General features: G+C 36.8%; 15 protein-coding genes and 1 riboswitch. Of the genes, 1 reads left to right on the top strand and 14 read right to left on the bottom strand.

Annotated features, from left to right (window positions below):
• Positions 1–4: 4 nt before the first annotated feature.
• The 5 genes from HHL23_RS06350 to HHL23_RS06330 all read right to left on the bottom strand — a co-directional run bounded on the left by HHL23_RS06350 (position 5) and on the right by HHL23_RS06330 (position 6,368).
• Positions 5–2,938 carry a SusC/RagA family TonB-linked outer membrane protein gene (locus tag HHL23_RS06350; protein ID WP_169233973.1) on the bottom strand — a complete coding sequence of 978 codons (2,934 nt, stop codon included), beginning with the start codon at positions 2,936–2,938 and terminating at the stop codon, positions 5–7.
• 83 nt (positions 2,939–3,021) lie between these two features.
• A riboswitch (SAM riboswitch) is annotated at positions 3,022–3,119 on the bottom strand.
• Positions 3,120–3,405: 286 nt separating this feature from the next.
• Entirely contained in the window at positions 3,406–3,732 is a 327-nt protein-coding gene (locus HHL23_RS06345; RefSeq protein WP_169233972.1) for a helix-turn-helix domain-containing protein, read from the bottom strand.
• Positions 3,707–3,913 (bottom strand): hypothetical protein, encoded by a 207-nt coding sequence (locus HHL23_RS06340; protein ID WP_169233971.1) that lies wholly within the window; start codon positions 3,911–3,913, stop codon positions 3,707–3,709. Before HHL23_RS06340 ends, HHL23_RS06345 begins: the two co-directional genes overlap by 26 nt.
• A 544-nt stretch (positions 3,914–4,457) precedes the next feature.
• Positions 4,458–5,705, bottom strand: coding sequence for a hypothetical protein (locus tag HHL23_RS06335; RefSeq protein WP_169233970.1), 1,248 nt, complete (start codon positions 5,703–5,705; stop codon positions 4,458–4,460).
• A gap of 114 nt (positions 5,706–5,819) precedes the next feature.
• The gene (locus HHL23_RS06330) at positions 5,820–6,368 is read right to left on the bottom strand and encodes a hypothetical protein (RefSeq protein ID WP_169233969.1); all 549 of its coding nucleotides are present in this window, start codon (positions 6,366–6,368) and stop codon (positions 5,820–5,822) included.
• A 439-nt stretch (positions 6,369–6,807) separates the two neighbouring features.
• On the opposite strand from HHL23_RS06330, the gene HHL23_RS06325 reads away from it, so the two are divergent.
• Entirely contained in the window at positions 6,808–7,218 is a 411-nt protein-coding gene (locus tag HHL23_RS06325) for a type II 3-dehydroquinate dehydratase (RefSeq protein WP_169233968.1), read from the top strand.
• 106 nt (positions 7,219–7,324) lie between these two features.
• On the opposite strand, the gene pckA is transcribed toward HHL23_RS06325, so the two are convergent.
• From pckA to HHL23_RS06280, 9 genes are all read right to left on the bottom strand, one after another.
• On the bottom strand, positions 7,325–8,941 hold the full coding sequence (pckA, locus tag HHL23_RS06320; RefSeq protein ID WP_169233967.1) for a phosphoenolpyruvate carboxykinase (ATP): 1,617 nt from the start codon (positions 8,939–8,941) through the stop codon (positions 7,325–7,327).
• Positions 8,942–9,068: 127 nt separating this feature from the next.
• Positions 9,069–9,974, bottom strand: a complete 906-nt coding sequence (locus tag HHL23_RS06315; RefSeq protein ID WP_169233966.1) for a GYDIA family GHMP kinase — start codon at positions 9,972–9,974, stop codon at positions 9,069–9,071.
• A gap of 10 nt (positions 9,975–9,984) precedes the next feature.
• Positions 9,985–10,860 (bottom strand): ACP S-malonyltransferase, encoded by an 876-nt coding sequence (fabD, locus tag HHL23_RS06310; RefSeq protein ID WP_169233965.1) that lies wholly within the window; start codon positions 10,858–10,860, stop codon positions 9,985–9,987.
• Positions 10,861–10,930: 70 nt separating this feature from the next.
• The gene (locus HHL23_RS06305) at positions 10,931–12,871 is read right to left on the bottom strand and encodes an amino acid ABC transporter substrate-binding protein (RefSeq protein ID WP_169233964.1); all 1,941 of its coding nucleotides are present in this window, start codon (positions 12,869–12,871) and stop codon (positions 10,931–10,933) included.
• A gap of 38 nt (positions 12,872–12,909) precedes the next feature.
• Complete coding sequence (bshC, locus tag HHL23_RS06300; RefSeq protein ID WP_169233963.1) at positions 12,910–14,496, bottom strand: bacillithiol biosynthesis cysteine-adding enzyme BshC; 1,587 nt, start codon at positions 14,494–14,496, stop codon at positions 12,910–12,912.
• 12 nt (positions 14,497–14,508) lie between these two features.
• Positions 14,509–16,446 (bottom strand): putative porin, encoded by a 1,938-nt coding sequence (locus HHL23_RS06295; RefSeq protein WP_169233962.1) that lies wholly within the window; start codon positions 16,444–16,446, stop codon positions 14,509–14,511.
• 128 nt (positions 16,447–16,574) lie between these two features.
• The gene (locus HHL23_RS06290) at positions 16,575–17,249 is read right to left on the bottom strand and encodes a hypothetical protein (RefSeq protein ID WP_169233961.1); all 675 of its coding nucleotides are present in this window, start codon (positions 17,247–17,249) and stop codon (positions 16,575–16,577) included.
• Between the two features lie 84 nt (positions 17,250–17,333).
• On the bottom strand, positions 17,334–18,734 hold the full coding sequence (locus tag HHL23_RS06285; RefSeq protein ID WP_169233960.1) for a RagB/SusD family nutrient uptake outer membrane protein: 1,401 nt from the start codon (positions 18,732–18,734) through the stop codon (positions 17,334–17,336).
• Positions 18,735–18,746: 12 nt separating this feature from the next.
• Positions 18,747–21,629 (bottom strand): SusC/RagA family TonB-linked outer membrane protein, encoded by a 2,883-nt coding sequence (locus HHL23_RS06280; protein ID WP_169233959.1) that lies wholly within the window; start codon positions 21,627–21,629, stop codon positions 18,747–18,749.
• Between the last annotated feature and the right edge of the window lie 232 nt (positions 21,630–21,861).

Raw genomic sequence — 21,861 nt, 5'->3', positions numbered from 1 at the left:
AGGTTTAAAGAGTCGCCTGAAGACCGAAAGTTATCGTTCTCATCGCTGGATATCTGTAATACGTAGTTCCATCCAGTGCCTGTTCAGGATCCATTCCTTTATGTTTATAGAACGTCAGAAGATTTTCTGCCTGAACATAGATTCTAAACTTTTTCAGGCCCAGTTTTTCAAAATAATCTGAAGGAAGCGTATAACCCAGGCTCACATTTTTAAGTCGTGCATAGGTTCCGGAATATAAAAATCGTGAAGAAGAAGAATTCCAGTTGTTCGTTGTTGTACTCAGTGCAGGAACATCCGTGTTTGGGTTTTCCGGAGTCCATCTGTTCAGCATTTCTGCACTCCAGGCACGTCCGCCGGAACTTCCGTTAGACATCAAGGACGTATAATCCGTATCGAGGATTTTTCCTCCGATGCTGAATGTCAGCAACCCTGATACATCAAAGTTTTTGTAAGCAATACTTGTCGTAACCCCTCCAGTCACCTTAGGCAAGGCGGATCCCTGGTAAGTTCTTGTAGCCTTTGCATATTCGGAAGTGGTTCCGTCTACTGTATTTCCATTGGCATCCTGATAAATGTATCTCCATAAAGGTTTTCCGTTGGAAGGATCTACCCCTTTCCATTCCTGAAGATAAAAATCATAAATAGAACCTCCCACATCCAAACGCTTGGTTCCGGTTATAACGGCACCTTTTGGTAGCTTTGTAATTTTATTGTTTAATGTGCTCAGGTTCAAATCTACATTCCATTGGAATTTATCATTTTTGATGGGTGTTGTGAACAGTGAAAACTCAAAACCTGTATTCTGTATTGTCCCAACATTAAAAGGAAAATCACTGATTCCTAAAGATGGAGCCACCGGCATATTAAACAAAAGATCCTGACTTTTTCTTTTAAAATACTCGATATTCCCTTTCACTCTGTTATTCAGAATGGCAAACTCTAAACCTACATTTAAATTAAGATTGGTTTCCCATTTAACATCATTGGTCTGTATTTTTTCAAGAACAGTTCCCGGTTCACCCAGGTTATTATAAAATTTGTACAGTTCCTGATAAGCGTAATAAAGCGAAGATCCGTTAGGTCTCCGTAATTTATCATTCCCCTGACCACCATAACTTGCACGAAGCGTCAACTGATTGAAGATATTTAAATCCTTGATAAAATCTTCATTTGAGACTTTCCATGAACCTCCCACAGACCAGAATTTCCCCCATCTGTTATCGGCAAAGAACCTCGAAGAACCGTCTGCCCTTCCTGAAACTGATAAAAAGTAGGTATTATTAAAATCATATTCTGCTCTTCCCAGGAAGCTCAACAGGGAAAATTGATCACTGTTCCCACTGAAACTCCCCAATAAGGCCGCTGCATCAGGCTCATAATAATAAGGCAGGGAAAACTGGCTTCTGGAACCTGAAATCGTCTGATAATCATATTTATAAAATTCCTGACCTCCTAAAATATTGATATGATGCTTCCCGAATTTCTTGTCATACGTCAGAATATTACTGGTCGTATAAGAAAGTGTTCTGCTGTTTGATCTCGTTACAGAACCCCCGATTTCACTTCCTTCGCCAATAAGCGGATTCGAGTAATAATGTCCGTTGTAGTTCACTAAATCGACAGAAAAGCTGGTCTTGAATTTCAGTTCGGGCAGGAAGGTAAATTCTAAAAATCCTTTTCCTGAGAAATTATCTTCTTTATTTTCATTTTTATCCAAAGGCAACGTTGCAGCTGCATTCTGATTTTGCAATGCACTGGTAGGCCTGTACTTTCCAAAATCATAGATCCTGTTCCCTTCTGCATTCAGTCTGTAGCTTCCGTCATCATTTCTTTCATAATACGGATAGAATGAAGGAACTACTCTTGCTGCCTGAATGATATTATCCTGTCTGGAATCTGAAGATGGCGGTGCGTTCTGAATACTGTTGGTGTAGCTTAAATTCACACCAGCGTTCAGCCATTTTTTAACTTCTGAATTGATCTTCAATCTGGTTCCAAATTTTTGAAAACCTGACTCGATGGCAATCCCCTTATCATCTAAATAGCCCAATGAAAAGAAATAATTGCTTTTCTCACTGCCTCCGCTGATATCAAAATCTACCTGACTTCTTGAGGCCGTTCTTTGAAGAATATCTCGCCAGTCATCATTCCATAAAGGTTTTGCGCCGGGAAGAAGTTTTCCGTCCGCTCCTACAGGTTTTGGATAAGCAGCCCCGTAAGGGTTGATTCCAAGGGCATTAACCAGGTTGTCACTTGCCATCTGCCCTGCCTGCTGAGAAGATATCTGAGGAGATTTGTAACCATTCCTCAATGCTTCCCAATACAGCTGAAAATACTGATCTGTACTGACTTGCTTATAATCTTTTACCGCTCTGCTGGAAAATCCCTGGCTGATATTAAAATTAACTCTTGATTCTCCTTTTTTGCCGGATTTCGTTGTAATAATGATGATTCCGTTGGCTCCTCTTGAACCGTATAATGAACTTGCCGTAGCATCTTTCAAAACACTGATGGATTCTATATCATTAGGACTGATGGAATTGATGTTTCCGTCAAAAGGAATTCCGTCTACTACGTAAAGAGGATCACTTGAAGCGCTTATGGAACCTACACCTCTTATCCTGATGGAAGCCGTAGATCCCGGTTGTCCGGAAGCACTCACAGCCTGAACCCCTGCAACCTGCCCTTCAAGTGCTTTCGTTATATTGGTAACAGGTCTGTTATTGATCTTATCGCTGGAGATGGTGGCTATTGAACCTGTGTAGCTTGTTCTTTTCGCTTTACCATAAGCTATCACTACTACTTCATCGATTTCTTTTTCTTTGATCGTATCTTTTTTGGGCTTGACTTCCTGTGCGTGCACACTGATCATCCCCAGGAAAAATACAGCGACTGGTGGAAGCCAAATTTTAGAATTAATTAAACCTTTACTAATCATAATCAATTTTATTTATCATATATTAAAAATTAACCCTTTGCAGAAAATTCAGCAAAGGGCATCGATAACTACGATTAACCAAATGCTTATTTTTCCTTTAAAGGCTGAATGTAACACCTTGCACAGGGGCAGGTTGTCAAGACTTCATAGGGCCAGTTCCCTCCATCTTTCTTTATAAGCCGATCGAAATATGGGTGCAAAGCTAAAAACAATTAGTCTACAAAACAAGTAGACTTTAATTTTTTTTATGATAGTTTTTCAAAAATTAACTTAAATATATTGTAAAAACCACAAAAATAGAGGCTTAAAACCATTATCGATTTCCTTACACATGATAAATATCAGTAAACACAATGGAGAAGCTATACCATGAGATTTGACAATAAAAAAATGACGTCAATGACGTCATTTTTCAGATTACTCTGATTATTTTTTATAATTTTCAGCCAAAGCTTATCTTATTACCACTACTTTATCTCTATTTTTTTCCATTTCGCTATTGAATTTCTGCTTAATTTAAACTCCTCAGCCACCTTTGTATTACTAAGCTTGTTTTTCTTTTGATATTCTAAAATCTCTATGATCGTAACCCTATCATAAGACCTCATTTTTTGATTAAATAATGACGTCTCCAGATTTTCAGAAGTGAAAATTATTTGATTCAGTTTAATGACATCCAATGTGGATAAAACTTCTTTCTGTAAAATGGAACTACAGGATTGATATTTTTCAGGATGCTTTTTAAAAATAAGGTCGGAGTATATTTTTTTATAATTTGGACCTGAGCTTTTCATACATTATTTTTATTTCTGTTTTAAAAACTATCTCATTGTCGAAAAATATAAACATGACCGTTTTCCTCCAGAAGCTTCCCGTTTCCAAAGATGGGTAGAAGTTAAACTCCTCTCCCACCAGCTTTACAACCTGTTCTTTATCTTGATTTAATAAATAATCAAATTCATATTTCTTCTTCATTCCATCTCATTATACTTACTCATCCACTTATACAGGGTGGTTTTGGGAATTCTATACTCTTCAATAATCTGAAATTTTGTTTTCTGCCCTGTATTAATTAATTCTAAAATAAAATCTACAACCTGTCTGGTATATACATTTTTCCTAAACTTAGGAGGAAAGGTTCCGGTGTTTGATGCTATATGATGGGAGTGGTTTTCAGGAGCAAACAATATAAGATGCTGACAATAAATTCTGAAAAAATCGTATTCGAGGAGTTTACATCACCTGAGAAGAACTTCTGTATCCATATCTTTCCGGGCATACATTGTATTAATTTCTTCCTCAGTAGCTTTATGAAAACTGCAGATACGGATCATTGAAATTTCCATTTCCTCAACTCTTTTTCTTATGCATTCTCCAATATGAATATTTTTAAAATTAAATTTCATCAGATTCTCCTTCCTGTATTTTTTACAATATGACCTTACTTTTAATCTATTGAAAATGGGAAAGAAGAACTTGCTACAGCTCCCCTTTCCAAATATTCAATGAATCATTTCAATTAATATAATCTCTGAATCGATACGAAAACCTCCAATGTATTATCTGAAGTACTGGAATCCGTAGTCGTATTACCATTACCTGCACTTGTAAAAGATTTATTATCTACACGCAATGCATAATAGACTCTATACCATTTGTTATCTGCAGTAGTAATGTCAAAAGTAACGGTCTCGTTTCTGCCATAGGTAAGATACACTCCGTCATCAAATTGTGCGTAATTATTGGGGAAGACTAATAAATTGGCCCCATGAGAATCTCCTGTGTGGGTAGATACTTCTGAAACCCATACTTTTGCATTGGCAGCCGTAATATTATAAAGACGCGGATCAAAATTGGTACTGGCCCCATTTGCATCAAATGCATTAGGTGAAGTGATGAAAGCATCAACTCTGAACGTATTATTAATGATCGGAAGATCGTTAAGAAACTGACTCAAAAGAAATGATGTGGTCTTACGTGGAATTGAAGAATGGTAATATACTAATTCTCCTGGGGCAATAACAGCTCCGGCTCCTACTGTAGCACTACAGGTCTGCCCTCCAATACTTAATGGGAAAGTAGTAAGTGTAGGACTTGAAGCGGTGGGCATTCCAGACACTGTATACGTAAGAATCCCTGATCCGACATTAAAATTTCCGGCAGCCAGCGTTGCGGTAAGTCCGTTGACAGGGCCGATAGCCTGCGCAGCATAAACACCTCCATTTCCTCCTGTGTAAGGCACACTCATGGTTCCGGTATATGGAGTACCTGCGGTATACGTCCCCGGAGAAAGCGTTACTCCGTTACAGGTAATAGTTCCTAAGGTTCCGGGCGCAAGAGAACCATTACTAAATGTTCTCCACTCCGTACCGTTCCAGAATACATAACCCACATAACTAAGTCCTGCAGTTCCCAGATTATACACAAGCAGACCCGCCACCGGTGAAGGAATTGTAGCCTGATCAGTCTGAGAAGTCAATCCTACTTTCGGGCCCAGAAGTCCTTTTTTACTGCCAATAGCAAGTCCGTCTACATTGACGTCTAGAATTGCAGATGCATTAGGTATCGTAGTACCAATTCCTACACTACCATCGGAGATTACTGTAAAATCATTTGTTCCCTGTATGGCAGTTGGAACTCCCGTTGCAGGATTGTCTTTTTGACCATCCACATGGAAAATACCACGCGGATTAGCAGTATTAATTCCAACTTGGGAGTATATGAGTCCTGAAGCAATCGTGGCTAGAAATAATATTATTTTTTTCATTTTTTGTATTGTTTTTTTAGTTTTAAAAATGGTAAAAGCCTTTTTGGAAAAACTTTTACCCGGTATCATGATTGGTGTAGTTTTTATCCAAGTGTTTTTTATGTGGTTCTGATTTTAAGCAACAGATACAGGCGGAGGCCTGATACAGCAATACCGGCCTGATATAAATGTTCGTTTGGCATTACTGAAAGAATTAATCTTTATTTTTTCCGGAGAGAATTCTAAAAAAACAGATAGGATAAGAAAAGGATAATCATATTTATACTGCCCGTTTGCTTTTGTAGCCTGAAGTTCACTAAGAAGCAAGGACTGATATTTTTCCCCATGATCTTTGATTGATATTTCTATCTTGTTTTCCCGGACCTTTTTACAATTTGCCCGCTCCTTTAAACCAGTTTCTTTTTTTACTATTTTCTGTTTTTGTGAAGACTGCTGAACGACACGTTTATAAGATGCAGTGTCTTTTTTTATAATTTTAATTTGCGAATTAGACAGTGCTTCGACTCCTGAAATAATGGTTTCATCAAGAATATATACTTCAGCATTTTTTGTTTGTTTTTCAAAACCATGGTTGTCGATTGAGTCATTTTCTTTTCCAGCCTGTAAAAATGAAAACACCATAACCATTGCTCCCCATAAAAATTTCTTTAATGGAAACAACAAGATTACTTGACATTTTTTAGGATCCGGAACAAACATTTTGCAAAATTACACCTGCTGCTCAATCAAAAAAGAACAGAACAAATGAAAAACAAGAAAATGGCTTAAGTTTTACATTAATCTGACAACCAATATTTTAAAACAATGATTTTCCGTAAAACACTTAAATAACTCACTTTTCGGAATTAGAAATAATTTTTAAATATGAAAAGAGTAGAAACCTATACAACAATAAGGATCTTAACAAAGTTTCTGCACGAGCTCCTCACCAGATTATCATACCTTTTATGTTCTAAATTTTAGAAAAGAATAATACATTAAAGAGGGTGAAAACAGATCAATGCTTGTGGAAGCATGTAAGAAATAACTATTGCTCATATATCTGAGGGGTAATCATAGGCAGGATCTATAGAAATTATTTATCTTTGAATAAATTTTTCACATGAGAATCCTTATCATTAACGGTCCAAATCTTAATTTACTGGGTACAAGAGAACCGGAAGTATACGGTACAGTTTCTATGGCTGATTATTTGGACAAGCTGGAAGCTGAATTCTCAGAGGATGAGATCAGCTATTATCAGTCTAATATTGAAGGGGAAATCATCAACAGGCTTCAGGAAGATAATTTTGAAGCTCTGATCATTAATCCCGGAGCATACACCCATTATTCCTATGCTATCGCAGATTGTTTAAAAAACATCCGTAAACCAAAGATTGAAGTTCACATCAGTAATATTTATAAAAGGGAAGAATTTCGCCAGAAGTCTGTCACTGCAGCTAGCACAGATGCTGTATTATCCGGCTTTGGAATGGATGGATACAGACTGGCTTTATTAAGTTTAAAAGCTTGATTTTATTTCCCACAGATCCCAACAATTGACAAAGATCTTATGTAATGAGATCATCTGAAAGTATAAAAAATAAAAAAGCCTCATCGTTGATGAGGCTTTTGTTATGTTAGATAGTCTGTTGCTGAAGTTGAGGTCCTGAAGAAATTAATTTCTTCCCCTCTTCAGTATCACAGTACTGTTCAAAGTTTTTGATATATCTTGCAGCAAGATCTTTTGCTTTTTCTTCCCATTCTGCAGCGTTGCTGTATGTTTCTCTAGGATCTAGGATGCCTTCAGAAACATTCGGAAGCTGTGTAGGAATTTCAAGATTCATGATTGGAACCTGAGTTTTAGGAGCATTTTCGATAGAACCATCAATAATGGAATCAATAATAGCTCTTGTATCTTTCAAAGAAATTCTTTTTCCTGTTCCGTTCCATCCTGTATTCACCAAATAAGCCTTAGCTCCGTGCTCTTTCATTTTCCCGATCAATGTTTTAGAATACATGGTAGGGTGAAGCGTAAGGAACGCTTCTCCGAAAGCAGGAGAGAAAGATGGTTCCGGTTCAGTGATTCCTCTTTCTGTACCAGCTAATTTAGACGTATATCCACAAAGGAAGTGGTATTGTGCCTGGTTTTCATCTAAGATAGAAACCGGAGGCAATACTCCGAATGCATCAGCAGAAAGATAAACGATCTTCTTAGCATGTCCCGCCTTAGAAGGAAGAACGATCTTATTGATATGGTAAATTGGGTAAGATACTCTTGTATTTTCAGTGATAGATCCGTCAGTATAGTCAGCAATTCCGTTGTTCACTACTACATTTTCAAGAAGCGCATCTCTTTTGATCGCTCTGAAAATATCCGGTTCTTTTTCTCCAGAAAGGTCGATTACCTTGGCATAACATCCACCTTCATAGTTGAATACACCATTGTTATCCCAACCGTGCTCATCGTCACCAATCAGGAATCTTTTAGGATCTGCAGACAAAGTTGTTTTTCCTGTTCCTGAAAGACCGAAGAAAAGAGCTACATCCCCATCTTCACCAACGTTTGCAGAGCAGTGCATAGAAGCCATTCCTTTCAATGGAAGATAGTAGTTCATCATCGCAAACATCCCTTTTTTCATTTCACCTCCGTACCAGGTACCTCCGATGATCTGTATTTTCTGGGTAAGATTGAACATAATGAAGTTCTCAGAATTCAATTCCTGAGCTTCCCAGTTCGGGTTTGTTGTTTTAGAACCATTGATCACTGTGAAATCCGGCTCACCAAAGTTTTCAAGCTCATAGTGAGATGGACGGATAAACATATTGGTAACGAAATGCGCCTGCCACGCTACTTCAACGATGAACCTTACTTTTAGCCTTGTATCTGTATTGGTGCCACAAAAAGCATCCACTACATAAATTTTCTTAGCTTCAGAAAGCTGGTTCAGCACTAATCCTTTACAAGCATCAAACGTTTCTGCTGTGGTAGGAAGATTTACTTTTCCATCCCAGAAAATTGTATCTCTTGTAACATCATCCTGAACTATATATCTGTCTTTAGGTGAACGACCTGTGAAAACTCCAGTTTTTACTGATACGGCACCAGATTCTGTAAGTTCAGCTTCCTCAAAGCCTTGATTTCCAGGAGATACTTCAGCCTGGTATAACTCTTCGTAAGACGGGTTATAGACGAGTTTGTAATTTCCTTTAATCCCTAACTTTTCTAAATCCTGGATGATTTTAGCGTGTTTCATTTTACTTATATTTTCTATTTCTTTATTGGGTTCAACAAAATTAATATTAATTATTTGTTAAAGGTGGTTTAAATATAATGATATAAGTCAGAATGACAAATAAAAAAAAAGGATTGTAAATTATTGATTATAAATTAATTATATCAGACCATTGAAAAACGGTATTAAAACCTTTTCCCCAAAAATAGTCCTTATAGCCATCAAATTTAGCACTCATCACAAAATCTCCGCCCCAGGCTCCCAAACTTTTGACAAAAACAGGACAGTCTGTGAAAAACTTCTCTTTAACTGTGGGAATTTCAAGAAATTTTGAAATTTTCTGCTCATGAATCATCATCAGTTCAGAAAAATTTTCCAATTCGCTGCATAACAAAACTTTCTTTGTGATATCCGAAAATTCGTCAACGAGTATTTGGGACTTCGGTTTCGACTTGTAAAAATTGATTCCTTCCCTGCTGTCCTGCTTCTGATTTAAATGAATAAATATAAGCTCATTTTTGAACACAGGATTGAAATCTGCCTTTTCATAGCTGATCTCTGGTTTGCTTCGAAAAAGAATCGCAGATTTCTCTTTGGCAACGGCGATATCATAGCCACTCCCCCCCAAACTGATGCTGTTGAGGTGAAAAGGATCGACAGCTGCCCACTCCGCAAGATTGTTCATTAAGGTAGAACTGCTTCCGAGTCCGTAATCAGAAGGAAACTGAAGGTTGGTCTTCAGATGGTAGGTAAAATTATTTTTGAATTTAATTTGAGAAAGCTGCTGAACATTTTTTAAGGTTTTAAGAATAAATTCAGCGCCTGAAGGGATATTGGTCTCTAAGACCTGCCAGTTTTGATAGTCAATGACAGCCTCGAGCCAAAGTTTGTTCTGATGATAAGCTTTCCAAAAGATCAGGGATTTTTCATCATCATTTTCTTCAAAGAAAAACTCTTGTCCAAGCTTGGTAGGTACCGCCAGGACAAGAGCTCCGTCTATCGCGAAATATTCTGAAGTCAGCATAAGCTTTCCCGGTGAAAATATTCCGCTCATATTTTTTTAATTAGATTGCTGAAGCCACATCTACCGAACCGTCAATTTTCTTGATCAGTCCCTGAAGCGTTTTTCCAGGACCTACTTCTACAAAGTTGGATGCTCCGTCTTTGATCATGTTCTGAACAGACTGCGTCCACTTTACAGGACCTGTAAGCTGAGCGATCAGATTTTGTTTGATCTCTTCAGGATTGGTCACTGCTGTAGTGGTGATATTCTGGTATACAGGAATCGTTGCTTTTCTGAATTTTGTTTTTTCGATGGCTGCTGCCAATCTCTCTTGTGCCGGCTGCATCAATGGTGAATGGAACGCTCCGTTTACCGGAAGTAATAACGCTCTTTTAGCACCTGCCTCTTTAAGTTTTATACAAGCTTCTTCTACTGCAGAAGTTTCCCCTGAAATAACCAATTGACCGGGACAGTTGTAGTTAGCTGGCACTACAATACCGCTGATCTGTGTACAGATCTCTTCAACTTTAGCGTCTTCAAGACCTAAAATTGCGGCCATAGAGCTTGGATTGGCATCGCAGGCTTCCTGCATTGCTTTTGCTCTTTCAGAAACTAATTTCAGACCGTCGTCAAAAGATAAAACGCCATTGGCAACTAAAGCTGAAAATTCACCTAAAGAATGTCCTGCAACCATTTCTGCTCCAAGACCGTTAATTGCTTTTAGGGCTGCTACTGAATGTATAAAGATGGAAGGCTGGGTAACCTCTGTTTTCTTAAGGTCTTCATCTGTACCGTTGAACATCAACGTAAGAATATCGAAACCTAAAATTTCATTGGCAAATTCCATTAAGTCCTTAATGTCTTTTCTAGAATCGTACAATTCTTTTCCCATTCCTACGAACTGAGAACCCTGCCCAGGAAATACAAGTGCTTTCATGTAATGAATTAAATATTATGCAAATATAAAGATAATGTTAAAAATATTCCTTTAAAAAGGCATAAATCGGTTAAGGAACTAATCTAATCACGCGATATCCTGTGTTTACATACGCTCCGTTTGCTTTAGATTTTACAAACTCAAATTTTGTAGCAAGCTGAGTCTGAACTTTATTCATCTGCTTAAAGATCTCTCCTTTTTTATTTTCTCTCGTCAGCATGTCATTAACAACGTCAAAACCAACGATCGCATATTTTGGAGGGGTCTTGCAGTATTTACTTTTATAGGCCGCTAGGATCTCTTTTTCAAAATTTCCATCTGCATTGATCTTTCTGTCCATAAGGTATACAAGGCTCGCCTGGCTCAGGTCATCTACTTTTTTCTCAAAAACAGGAGAATAGTACATGCTGAAACCTTTAACCCCCTGCACTTCTTTCGACAGAGCGATGATTTTATTCGCAAATGCTTCTCCGGCAGCATCATTATCACTGGCTAATATAGCAATAACAGGAGCAGATTGTCCTGTCATCATATTCTTGTCCAGTTGTATTTCAGCAGGTGAGTTTACGATGATTATATTTGGATTTTTAACTGCTTTTTCCAGACCTCCTTTAATATAGTTGGCAATATCTTTTTTGCTGTCTGCTACTACATATATTTTCTGATCTGAGTATACCGCTCTTACTTCTTCTACGATTTTATCTGCGTAGGTCTGGTCATTGGTTTCAACAATGATCAGGTTGCTGTAATTGTACAGTTCCGGAGAGTTCGCAAATGGAGCTACCACAGGGATTTTCTGATTTTTTGTAAAATCAAGAACGTCAATTACGTTTGATTTGAAGAATGGGCCAATGATTAAATCTGTATTATCCGGATTGATCTGAGCCATTGAATTTTTAAATGAAGCTTCGTTTCCAGAATCTACAATTTTGACATCAAGCTTCTGTCCGCCTCTCGCGTTTCTTTCGATAGCAAGCTTAGCTCCGGTAAGGAAGTCTAATGCCATTCCTCTGTACTGAGTTTCGTTGGTACTGTATCCGAAAGGAAGCATTAAAACAACGCTCAGTGCATCACCATTTTTCTTCACATAAGCCGGATCCTGCTTTTTGATCTTCAGGACCATTCCGGTTTTCAGTCCGTTTGAAAGATCGGGATTCAAAGCGATTAATTCATCGATTGAAACTCCGAATTTATTAACAATGGAGAAGACTGTGTCTCCCTGCTGAACGGTATAGGTTACGTAATCATCAGCTGATATACCAGTATTTGCAGCAGCGGCAGATTTTTCGCTTCCTAAATCTATTTTTGTTTTCGGATTCACCGGCTCAGAAACTGAAGCGGCATCCGTTTTTATTTTTTTTATTTTGATGGTTTCACCTGGCTTCAGCCCTTTTTCTTCCAGTCCTGGATTTAAGGCATAAAGCTCCTGCTGGCTGATTCCAAATTGTTTTGTAATTCTGTAATAATTATCTTTTGCCTGGATCACATAAGATTCTCCTTCTGCTGTTACCGGCACCGATGTTTCAACATGAGTTTCCACCTGCTTAGGAGTTACAGCTACTACAGGAGTCGTCTGCTGCTCGCCCCCATATTTTTTAATGCTGTCCAGCGGCAAAGTGATTTCATCCCCTATTTTCATATGGGAATCAAGTTCAGGGTTCAGTTTTCTGAGATCTGCTTCAGAAATACGGTATTGTTTTGTAATTCCGTAAACGGTCTGTTTAGGCTGAAGAATAATTTTTCCGACCTGAGCATTTGATTTTGCTTTTTCAGCAACTGCAGGTTTGGAAACCGGAGCGGTATGTTTCTCAGCTTTCACCGTTACAACATCTCCTATTGCCAGCTTACCGTCTTTGAATTTTGGATTCAGCTTTAACAATTCATCTACAGTTATCCCGTATTTTTTTGCAATATTGTAAGGATTATCTCCTTTTACAACGGTGTGTGAGTTTTGGGCAGATACCCCCAAAACCATACATAAACTGGACAAAATAAAAAACCTCTTTATCATACTCGATAATTATAATTTACAAAAATACTTCTTTAAAATTAAATGGCAACAATTATTAATTTGGATTCTTGAACCACCATTTCTTCCCAACAATTTTCAAGCCATGAATAACCATAGTCTGAAAAGAACACACTAAAGTTATACACCCGTTCCTGCCAGGTTTTTGAAGGATGGACATCTAAAAACAGATTTTCCAACCTTTCGAGCAGCTCGCTCTGTTTTATTTTTTCTGCATGAAGCAAACGTTTTTTCATTCTCGTGAATGATTTCAGCTGTCTTACTTCTTCTGCTTTTACCATATTCCCGAAAGAACGTTCTGTGGTTTCTGCTATAGCTTTCAGTTCAGAGAAGCTTTTCTCCAAAAGTATTTCTTTTTCTTCAAGCAATGATAATACGCTGCTGTCTTTTAAAATTTTCTGGTTGGTAATGGCCGTGAAGCTTCCAAAGAAGTCTTCTATATTCAAATCAAGCTTTTCAATTTTCCCAACAGTTTTTTCTTTAATGAAAAGCATAGAATTCCTTGGGATCAAAACAGGAAAAGGGATCTGGACTGCTGTAAAATAATCTTTGAGTTCCAGCCAATACATAATTTCCGCGTTCCCTCCAATGTACGCCAAATTAGGAAGTACTTTTTCCTGATAAACGGGACGCATTAAGGCATTGGGACTGAATCTTTCGGGATAATTTTCCAGCTCCTGAAGGAGTTCTTCCTTGGTAAATCTCTTATGGGTATCTACTACATTATATTTTTCACCATCAAAGTCTATCCTGTCTCTGGTTTCGGAAAGATAGAAAAGATTGATCTCCCGCGGATTCACCTGGACTTTTCCATATTTCTCCGTCAGAAAATCTACTTTTTCTTTTGAGTTCTTCTGTAAACTGAAATTCAACAATTCGTCTTTGAAGATCTCTCTGACCTGTTCTTTAAGCTCTTTGGAATCACCATCCATGATCAATAGCCCGAATTCAGAGAAAAGGCGGTTCACTAAGATTTTAATAGCTTTCGTCAGCGTATTTCCTACTTTATAGGCTTCTTTCATCATCAGAATCAGTTCTGTCCCGAATACGGAATCTTTAAATTCTTTTTCAAATTCTGAAATAAAGAAAGTATCACTGACCTCGATTCTGCCTACAGGACCCCCTGACTTTTCATTGATCTCATAATAATTATTTTCAGTCTTAAAATGATTGATCTCTGCAAAATCATGATCCTCTGAAGCCATCCAGTACACGGGAACAAAATTAAAATCCGGAAAATTCTCCTTCAGATACGTGCAGGTTTTAATGGTCTGTAAAATTTTGTAGACAAAGAAAACAGGACCTGAGAAAAGATTCAGCTGATGTCCGGTGGTAATGGTAAATGTATTCGGCCGCTTCAGGTTTTCCAGATTTTCTTTCTGCTTTGATGAAAGCATAAGACCTGAAAGCTGCTTTTCCAATACATCAGATAAGATCTGTCTCTGATCTGATGTAAAAGCATTTTGTTTGAGATGGATCTGATCTTTAAAGTGATCTAAAGAAAAGGTGTTGTTTTCAAAGCCCTCAATTTTTTGGTTCAAAAAATCTTTTACCAATTGAGGAATGCTTTGTATATCGTTAAATGAAATTTTATTTATTGTTTTCAACTTGTTTAGCTTTTAGTTGAACAAATACCACACAATTCCTATGTTTAATCTAAAATCATACACCGGATAATGTGGAAATGCATAGGCTTTGTTGTTGGAGATAAAGGTTCCTATCTGCTGTCCTTCTACATAGAAGAACATTTTTTTCACCTTCATATTGATATAAAGATCGGCAATAGGCTGTCCTCCGATAGAGAAGGAATCTGCCCTGGGCAAAATATATTCGTTGAGAATCGGGAAGTAATCTCTGGATGCAAATTTTGAGAAATAGTAGATCTTTACACCCATTTGAACTTCTGCAGCGTTTTTAAAGGCCATGCTTTGGAAGAAGAAATTGGCTCTTCCGATGAAACTTGGCATTGGAAGAAGTTCTTTATTCGTGAGTGCATTCTGGAAGTGAAGTCTTGTATTAAGATGGAATTTTCCGAAACTGAACGTAGCATCTCCCCCGATCTGAGAAATATTCAGCGAGCTGCTGCTCTGTTGCGGTGCTCCGTCTGCATTGAAGTAGGTATAGTTATCGATTCTGAAATAATTGGCGAAAATTTCGGTCTTGAACCATTTTAGATTAACACTTCCTCCGATCTCCGTTACCGTTTGGTTTTTGGCATCTTCCAGATAATAATTGTATTTGTTATAAACAGAAGTATTTAAAAGGTAATTAAATGATGGATAAGCACTTTGGAAGTTTACTTTTGCATTAACGAAATAATCTTTTATAGGTTCGAACTTGACATTGTTTGTGGTTCTAAGATAGCTTCCGAACTGACTTCCATTTGAAAATTCAAGGAATGATTTTAACTGAAACTTGTCCCAAAGTTTTACCTGAAGATTTCCAACGGCTCCAATTCTGTTTTCTTTAAATTCACCGGGAAGAGCCACTCCGTTAACCGTAGCGATATCTCTCACACCAAATTTCAGCATCTGATAACGTACTCCCCCATCAAGCTTGAATTTCTCATTGTTAAAGACAAGACTTACTGTATTGCTGAAGTTATCAGAATATTTTTTTGTGGTAAGTGGGAAACCGTTCGTTAATTCTGAAACGTTATCATACCAGTAAGATTCCGCCCCACTCTGATTATAAAAATATTTATTCCCTTGATGAGATAGGGTATGTCTTATGCTAAAAGGAAACTTTTGTGAATTGAACGGTGTAAACTGATGGGTCAGATAATATCTTCTGTAAGAATACTGAGAACTCGATGAAGCCAGATTAACCTGGGCATTTTGCCTGTTTTTATAATTGCTGTCACCGTTCTGAAAAAGATCATCTTCTGTGATCCCTCCACTTTCCTGATTGTTTACATTCTGGTGAAGGTAGTGGGTAAAGAGTTCATAATTTCCACTCTTGGAAACATATTGCCCTGAAAATAGAGTATTGTTATTGGATGCCAATGAATTTCTGTAGAACCCCTGGGAACGCAGTCCCATATATTCAAGGGCGAAATTGAATCTTTTCCCGATATTCTGTGTATAGGTAGATTTCAGTGCAGCCCCATTCTTCATGGCTGTATGATAGATAAAAGTGGCCGTAGGAGTTTTTACGTCATAATACTTTACATCGTTTGCAGCAATGATCATATAGGCTTTGTTGGAAGGTAATAAAGAAAGATTCTGTTCGGGATTTACTTCGTAAACCAGTGGATTGAATCCTGCCCCTATATTTGCAACCTGGGCTTTTCCAAAGTTGTCTGTATTGTTATATTGCGAAAAAATATGAGTCTTCTCAAACGTCATCACGGTATCAAAAATCTTCTTTTCAGAAAACTGGGTCTGATACAGATAGTCATTGATAGTAGGTCTGAAAATTTTCAGGGAATCTTTTTTACCAGTATCTATAACAAGGGTATCTTCTTCTTTCTGTGTATTTTTAATGTCTGTTTTATTAACGACCTGAGCCTTCGAGACAAAACCGAAGAAGATGATTATAAAAAGGATGTACTTCATGCGTTTATTTATATTGTTCAAAAATGACAGGGAACCTAAAAGATTTCATTGTTCATTTTTGTACAGCAAAAATAAGAAATAAAAGGAAATAAAAAACCCTGCAAAAAGCAAGGGTTGATATATGGTGTTTACTTGTTTATAAATTCTACCAGTTTTGTCATATCTGGTTCTCTATTTAAATTGATTTTATTGGATTTCACAAAGCTTTCCAGTTCTTTTTTATCTATTGAAAAGAGTTCTGCTGCTTCTGATGTGTTTTTTGGAAATTTGGAGAATTTTTTGTCTCTGGAAATTAAATAAATGTCTTTTTCCTTCGCATAGTAATCATTAGCATCTTTTGAATATGCATTCGGGCTTTTTTCACCTTTTAATAGTTCCATTTTTTCTCTTTTGTAAAGGGAAAACTTAGGGTTATCCAGCAACAATACCAGATATCCTGATTTTGTTTTACCGTCGTAAGTATACGTCAGCGATTCATAAGTTTTGTTAAGCTCCGGAAACTGGATTTTAACATTATCCGCTTTATTGGCATAAAAAAGTTCTTCTCCTTTTTTAAATTCCATTTCATCTTCATAGGCATTGTAACGAAGATCCTGGACATCTTTGCTAAACCCTTTAATAATTACTTTATTGAACTTATCTCCGGTAGTATAAGGGCTACCATCTATGACATATTCTTTAGTTGTAGGCCTGTTTGCCCGCATAAAGATATTTTCTGTAGAGTATGATACATTTTCACTACCGGCCTGAGCCTCTACTACGGAAATTGTGAAACCAAATAAAATTAAAAGCACCTTTTTCATAGCAACATTTTTAACAAAAGTAACAAAATAAAAGCCACTTCTTTATGAAGTGGCTGATATATTTAATAATTATCTAATTAATTATTAGTTGTCATACCCTGGATTTGATTTAACCGGTGTTCCTGCTAAGTCAGTTTCCTGTCTTGGGATAGGGAATGCATTAAGATCAACATTAGTACTTGCTCCAGTTGGTCTAGGAACAGCCGTACCCCATCTTCTTAAGTCCCATTGTCTGATACCTTCTCCTAGAAGCTCTTTCATTCTCTCTAACTTCAGTTTTGTCATATCAACAGATACTGCCGCTGCCAAACCTCTATTTGTAAGGATCTGATTATAATAAGTAAGAGCTTTAGCTGGATCTCCACCATTTAATTCCGCTTCAACACCATTTAATAAAATCTCCTCATAACGAAGCATTTTAATGTTATCAGCACCTACTCCCTGTGTATATTTTCCAATACCATTAGCATTAGAACTAAATGATAGGAATCTTTGTCCTCCACTTAGTGTAATAAATGTTCTTCTTATATCATTTGCATCATAAGCGGCCTGAGTACTTGCATTTACAACAAGGTTTGCATAACCATTCGGGTTAAGTCTCTGTCTGTAAGATCCTGTAGATAAAGATGAATTGATTCCTACTGCTAATTCAAAAATAGAGTTAGGAGCAGCACCGTTCATCGTAAATCTAAAAGTTTCCTGTAATAAAGCAGCAGAGGCTACAGAATATTTATTGAAAATATCATTAGTAAGTGATCTTACTTTTGCATAATCTCCTTTATAAAGGTAGAATCTTGACATTAATCCTTTTACAGAATACACTGTCAATTCGGTTTTATTAGTACTAAGAGCATTTCCATTAGCAGTCATTAGTTCGATCGCCTTTGTAAAGTCGGCATCAATCTGCGCTTCTGTCTGTGCAATAGTCGCTCTAGGCATACGAGCTGTAGGATCATATTTCAAAGGTAAAACTATACCTAAAGACTCACCTCCAGAAATATACTTTTGTCCATATAATCTTAAACCATCAAAAAAACCAATCGCTCTCAATGCATAAGCCTGACCTTGAGCATATCTTGAATTTTTTCTATCAGTGTCTGTTCCTTGTATGGTAGCCATATCAGTATTGATAACAACATTTGCTTTAGCAACCAACTCGTAAATTCTATTATATGTATTTACTGCGTATGGATCATTAGAAAGCATTGTATAGTTCATAACGTTTTGATAATAACCCCCTGAAAGATTACTGATCATCTCATCTGATCTCACTTCTCCATATGCTAAAAAGTCTGCACCATAATATTCTGTGTTACGCATCGTTGCATAACCTCCCCTTACAAATGCCTGAACTTCATTGTCAGTTTTTAGAGGAGCCTGCTGTACATCCTGATAAAACTCTCTCTCTACAAAGTCCTCGGAACAAGATATGCTGGTAACAGCAACTCCGATTGACAACAATCCTATTTTTATTATTTTATTCATTTTTTCTTTTTTTTAGAAGCTAATATTAACACCAAATAGATAAGACTTTAATATTGGTAAACTTAAATTAGTATACCCTGAAATGTTAGTCTCTGGATCAAATTTCAATCTATCATCAAACCTGTGAGTCCAAGCATTATTAGCCATTACATAAACCTGTAAAGAATTAAGACCTGAGCCTTTTAAGAAATCACCTGTAAATGTGTAACCAAACCTTGCATTGCTCAATCTGATATAGTCTGCATCATACAAGAATCTTGTAGAAGCTCTGTTAGAAAGCTTGTTACCTCCAGCCATTGGCTTAGGATTAGATGCCCCTGTATTTTGAGGCGTCCAATAATCTCCCATAACGTCTCCGTATCCAGGATAATTTAAAGAATATTGTCCATCACTGTAGGTATAAGATGCCCAGTCATCATAGATCTTACCTCCAAATCCATAAGTAAACTGAAGATCTAAAGCAAAGCCTTTGTATGAAATACTAGTATTAGCTCCACCAAATACTTTAGCTAAGAATGACCCTTGTACAGCTTGTTGTGCTTTGTTATAATCATTGGTAGTTTCACCATCAACTCCATTAAGATACCATAATGGATCTCCGTTAGATGAATCTACACCGGCCCATTTTCTAAGGTAGAAAGTACGAGCTCCCTCTCCTACTCTAAGTGTTGTAGTTCCTGTGTTAACAGTCCCTCCGTATAACTCTGTAACCTCATTTTTAAGAGTAGACAAGTTGGCACCAATAGACCAATTCACTTGATTTCTATCTCCTTTAAAGATATCAGCATTTACATTGAATTCAAAACCTTGGTTAACAAGAGTTCCAACATTATCAAGCATTACACCGTATCTTATAGTTCCGTTATCATTAAGAATTCCACCTTGGGATGGAGATAATGGAACGTTATAAATAAGATCATTAGTTTTCTTATTATAGTATTCAGCTGTAACGGTGATTCTGTTTCTTAGGAACCCTAGATCTAATCCAACGTTGAATGGATTGACAGTTTCCCATGATAAGTTAGGATTATAGATGTTATAATATCTAGCTCCAGCATAATCATTGTAGTTGATATCATATGCATATAATGCATATGGGTTAGCTGTAACCTGGTTACCTAATTTACCGTAAGATGCTCTGAACTTTGCCATAGAAATAGAGTTCATATCTTTAACAAAATCCAATCTCGCTAAATCAAAACCAGCTCCAACAGACCAGAAATTTCCAGCCTTACTTCCAGGTGTAAATTGAGAAAGAACGTCTCTACGGTAAGAAGCATCTAATAAGATTAATTTGTCATAGTCATAATGTCCTGTCGCTGCATATCCATATCTTGATGTAACTGTTTGAGTTCCATCATAACCATAAGGAACTACAAAATTCCTTAAAGTTTCAAGCTCTGGTGTACCCACTGTAATACCTGTAGCCATTAAGAATCTTCTATTAGTCTTATAAGCTTCCTGAATTAATGATGCCCCAATATTATGTTTTCCAAATTTCTGAGAATAATCTAGGATATTTTGTACGTTAAAATTAAAATATCTGTTAGCTGAAGTTCTCTGATATCCCCCATATGTATAACCGTCACCATGTAAAGGATTCCAATAGGTGTCCTCTTCAACATTTACATATTCCGGAGAAAATACAAATCTATATGTTAAATTCTTTAAGATCTTATATTCAACATTAAGGTTAGCAAAAGCTCTAAATGTTCCAGCTTGGATATAGTTATTGTCTAACAAATATCCTGGATTAAATTGGTTATTACTTAATCTGCTATTTGCAGGATTTCCCAAATACCAAGAACCATCAGCATTTCTTGCCGGATCGGTTGGCCTGTTGAAATACTGTGCTAACATTGGATTAGAGAATGCACCTCCATCACTTAAAGTTCTTGTCTTACTATGTGAAATTTGGAAATCTGTACTAACTTTTAGTTTATCTGTTGCCTGATAACTTAATTTTGTTGTATAAGATAATCTTTTGAAGAAAGAGTTTCTAATGATACTATTCTGGTCAAACATATTAGCCGCTGCGTAATACGTAAATTTGTCATTACCACCTGACATACTGAAATCAGCATTCTGTTGGTACCCATCCTTTCTGACAATATCTAACCAGTTTGTATCATATGGAGAAGACATAATACTCATTACTTGTGCATTTGAAGAAGCTGAGATCAGTCCATTTAATGATCCACCCGCCATCTGCTCAATAGAATAATTTGAATTCAATGAATTATTATACATATCCCTTAGATAAGTTTTATACTCACCTGCGGAATAGTTTCTTGCCATATCAACAGCCTGCTGGTTAAAACCACTGTTAAATGATAAATTAAATCTTGGCTTTCCTTTCTTACCAGATTTAGTGGTAATTACAATTACCCCCGCACCTGCATCTGCACCATAAACAGCCGTAGAAACAGCGTCCTTCAATACAGTAATACTTTCAACATCATCAGGACTTAAGTTAGCAAGGATGTTTGTAAGTGAAGATGTTCCATTAGCAGTTCCTAAACTTCCGTTTGCAACTCTAACACCATCAACAATGTAAATTGGAGACGTTACTCCATTAATAGAAGATATACCTCTTACTCTTACATTGGCAAAACCTCCTGGCTGACCAGACGCGCTACCCGTCTGAACTCCCGTAACTCTACCTTGCAACATTTTATCAACAGAAGCAACAGGAAGGTCTTCAATAGACTTTGCAGTCATAGTACTTGCTGACCCTGTAATTTCCTGCACAGTCTTCTTCTGCCCGAATCCAACCATTACTACCTCTTCAATCTGCGTAGTAGATGCTGTGTCCTTTTTAGTTTTTTGCGCAAAAGCAACCTGCCCCAAAAAGAACAGTGCTCCAGCACTCAATACACGTAGTTTAACATTCATATTAACAAATTTTAATATATTTAATTGGCAAATATGTTAATAAATATTAATATGAACAAATCTCAAAAGTATAGAAGCGTCAGCATTCTTTGCTTATTGTTTTTAACTAATCTATGAACTCATACAAATTAAACAATAACACCCAGTTTTTATTTGTATAAATATTTTTTTTTCACACTTGTTATTTTTTTTAACTAATTATTACTAGTACAATAAATATTATTTAGAATAG

Origin of the sequence: Chryseobacterium antibioticum (assembly GCF_012927325.1) — a bacterium.
GTDB lineage: Bacteria > Bacteroidota > Bacteroidia > Flavobacteriales > Weeksellaceae > Chryseobacterium > Chryseobacterium antibioticum.
Note: the sequence above shows the minus strand (reverse complement) of the source record. Positions and strands in the feature narration are given on the sequence as shown.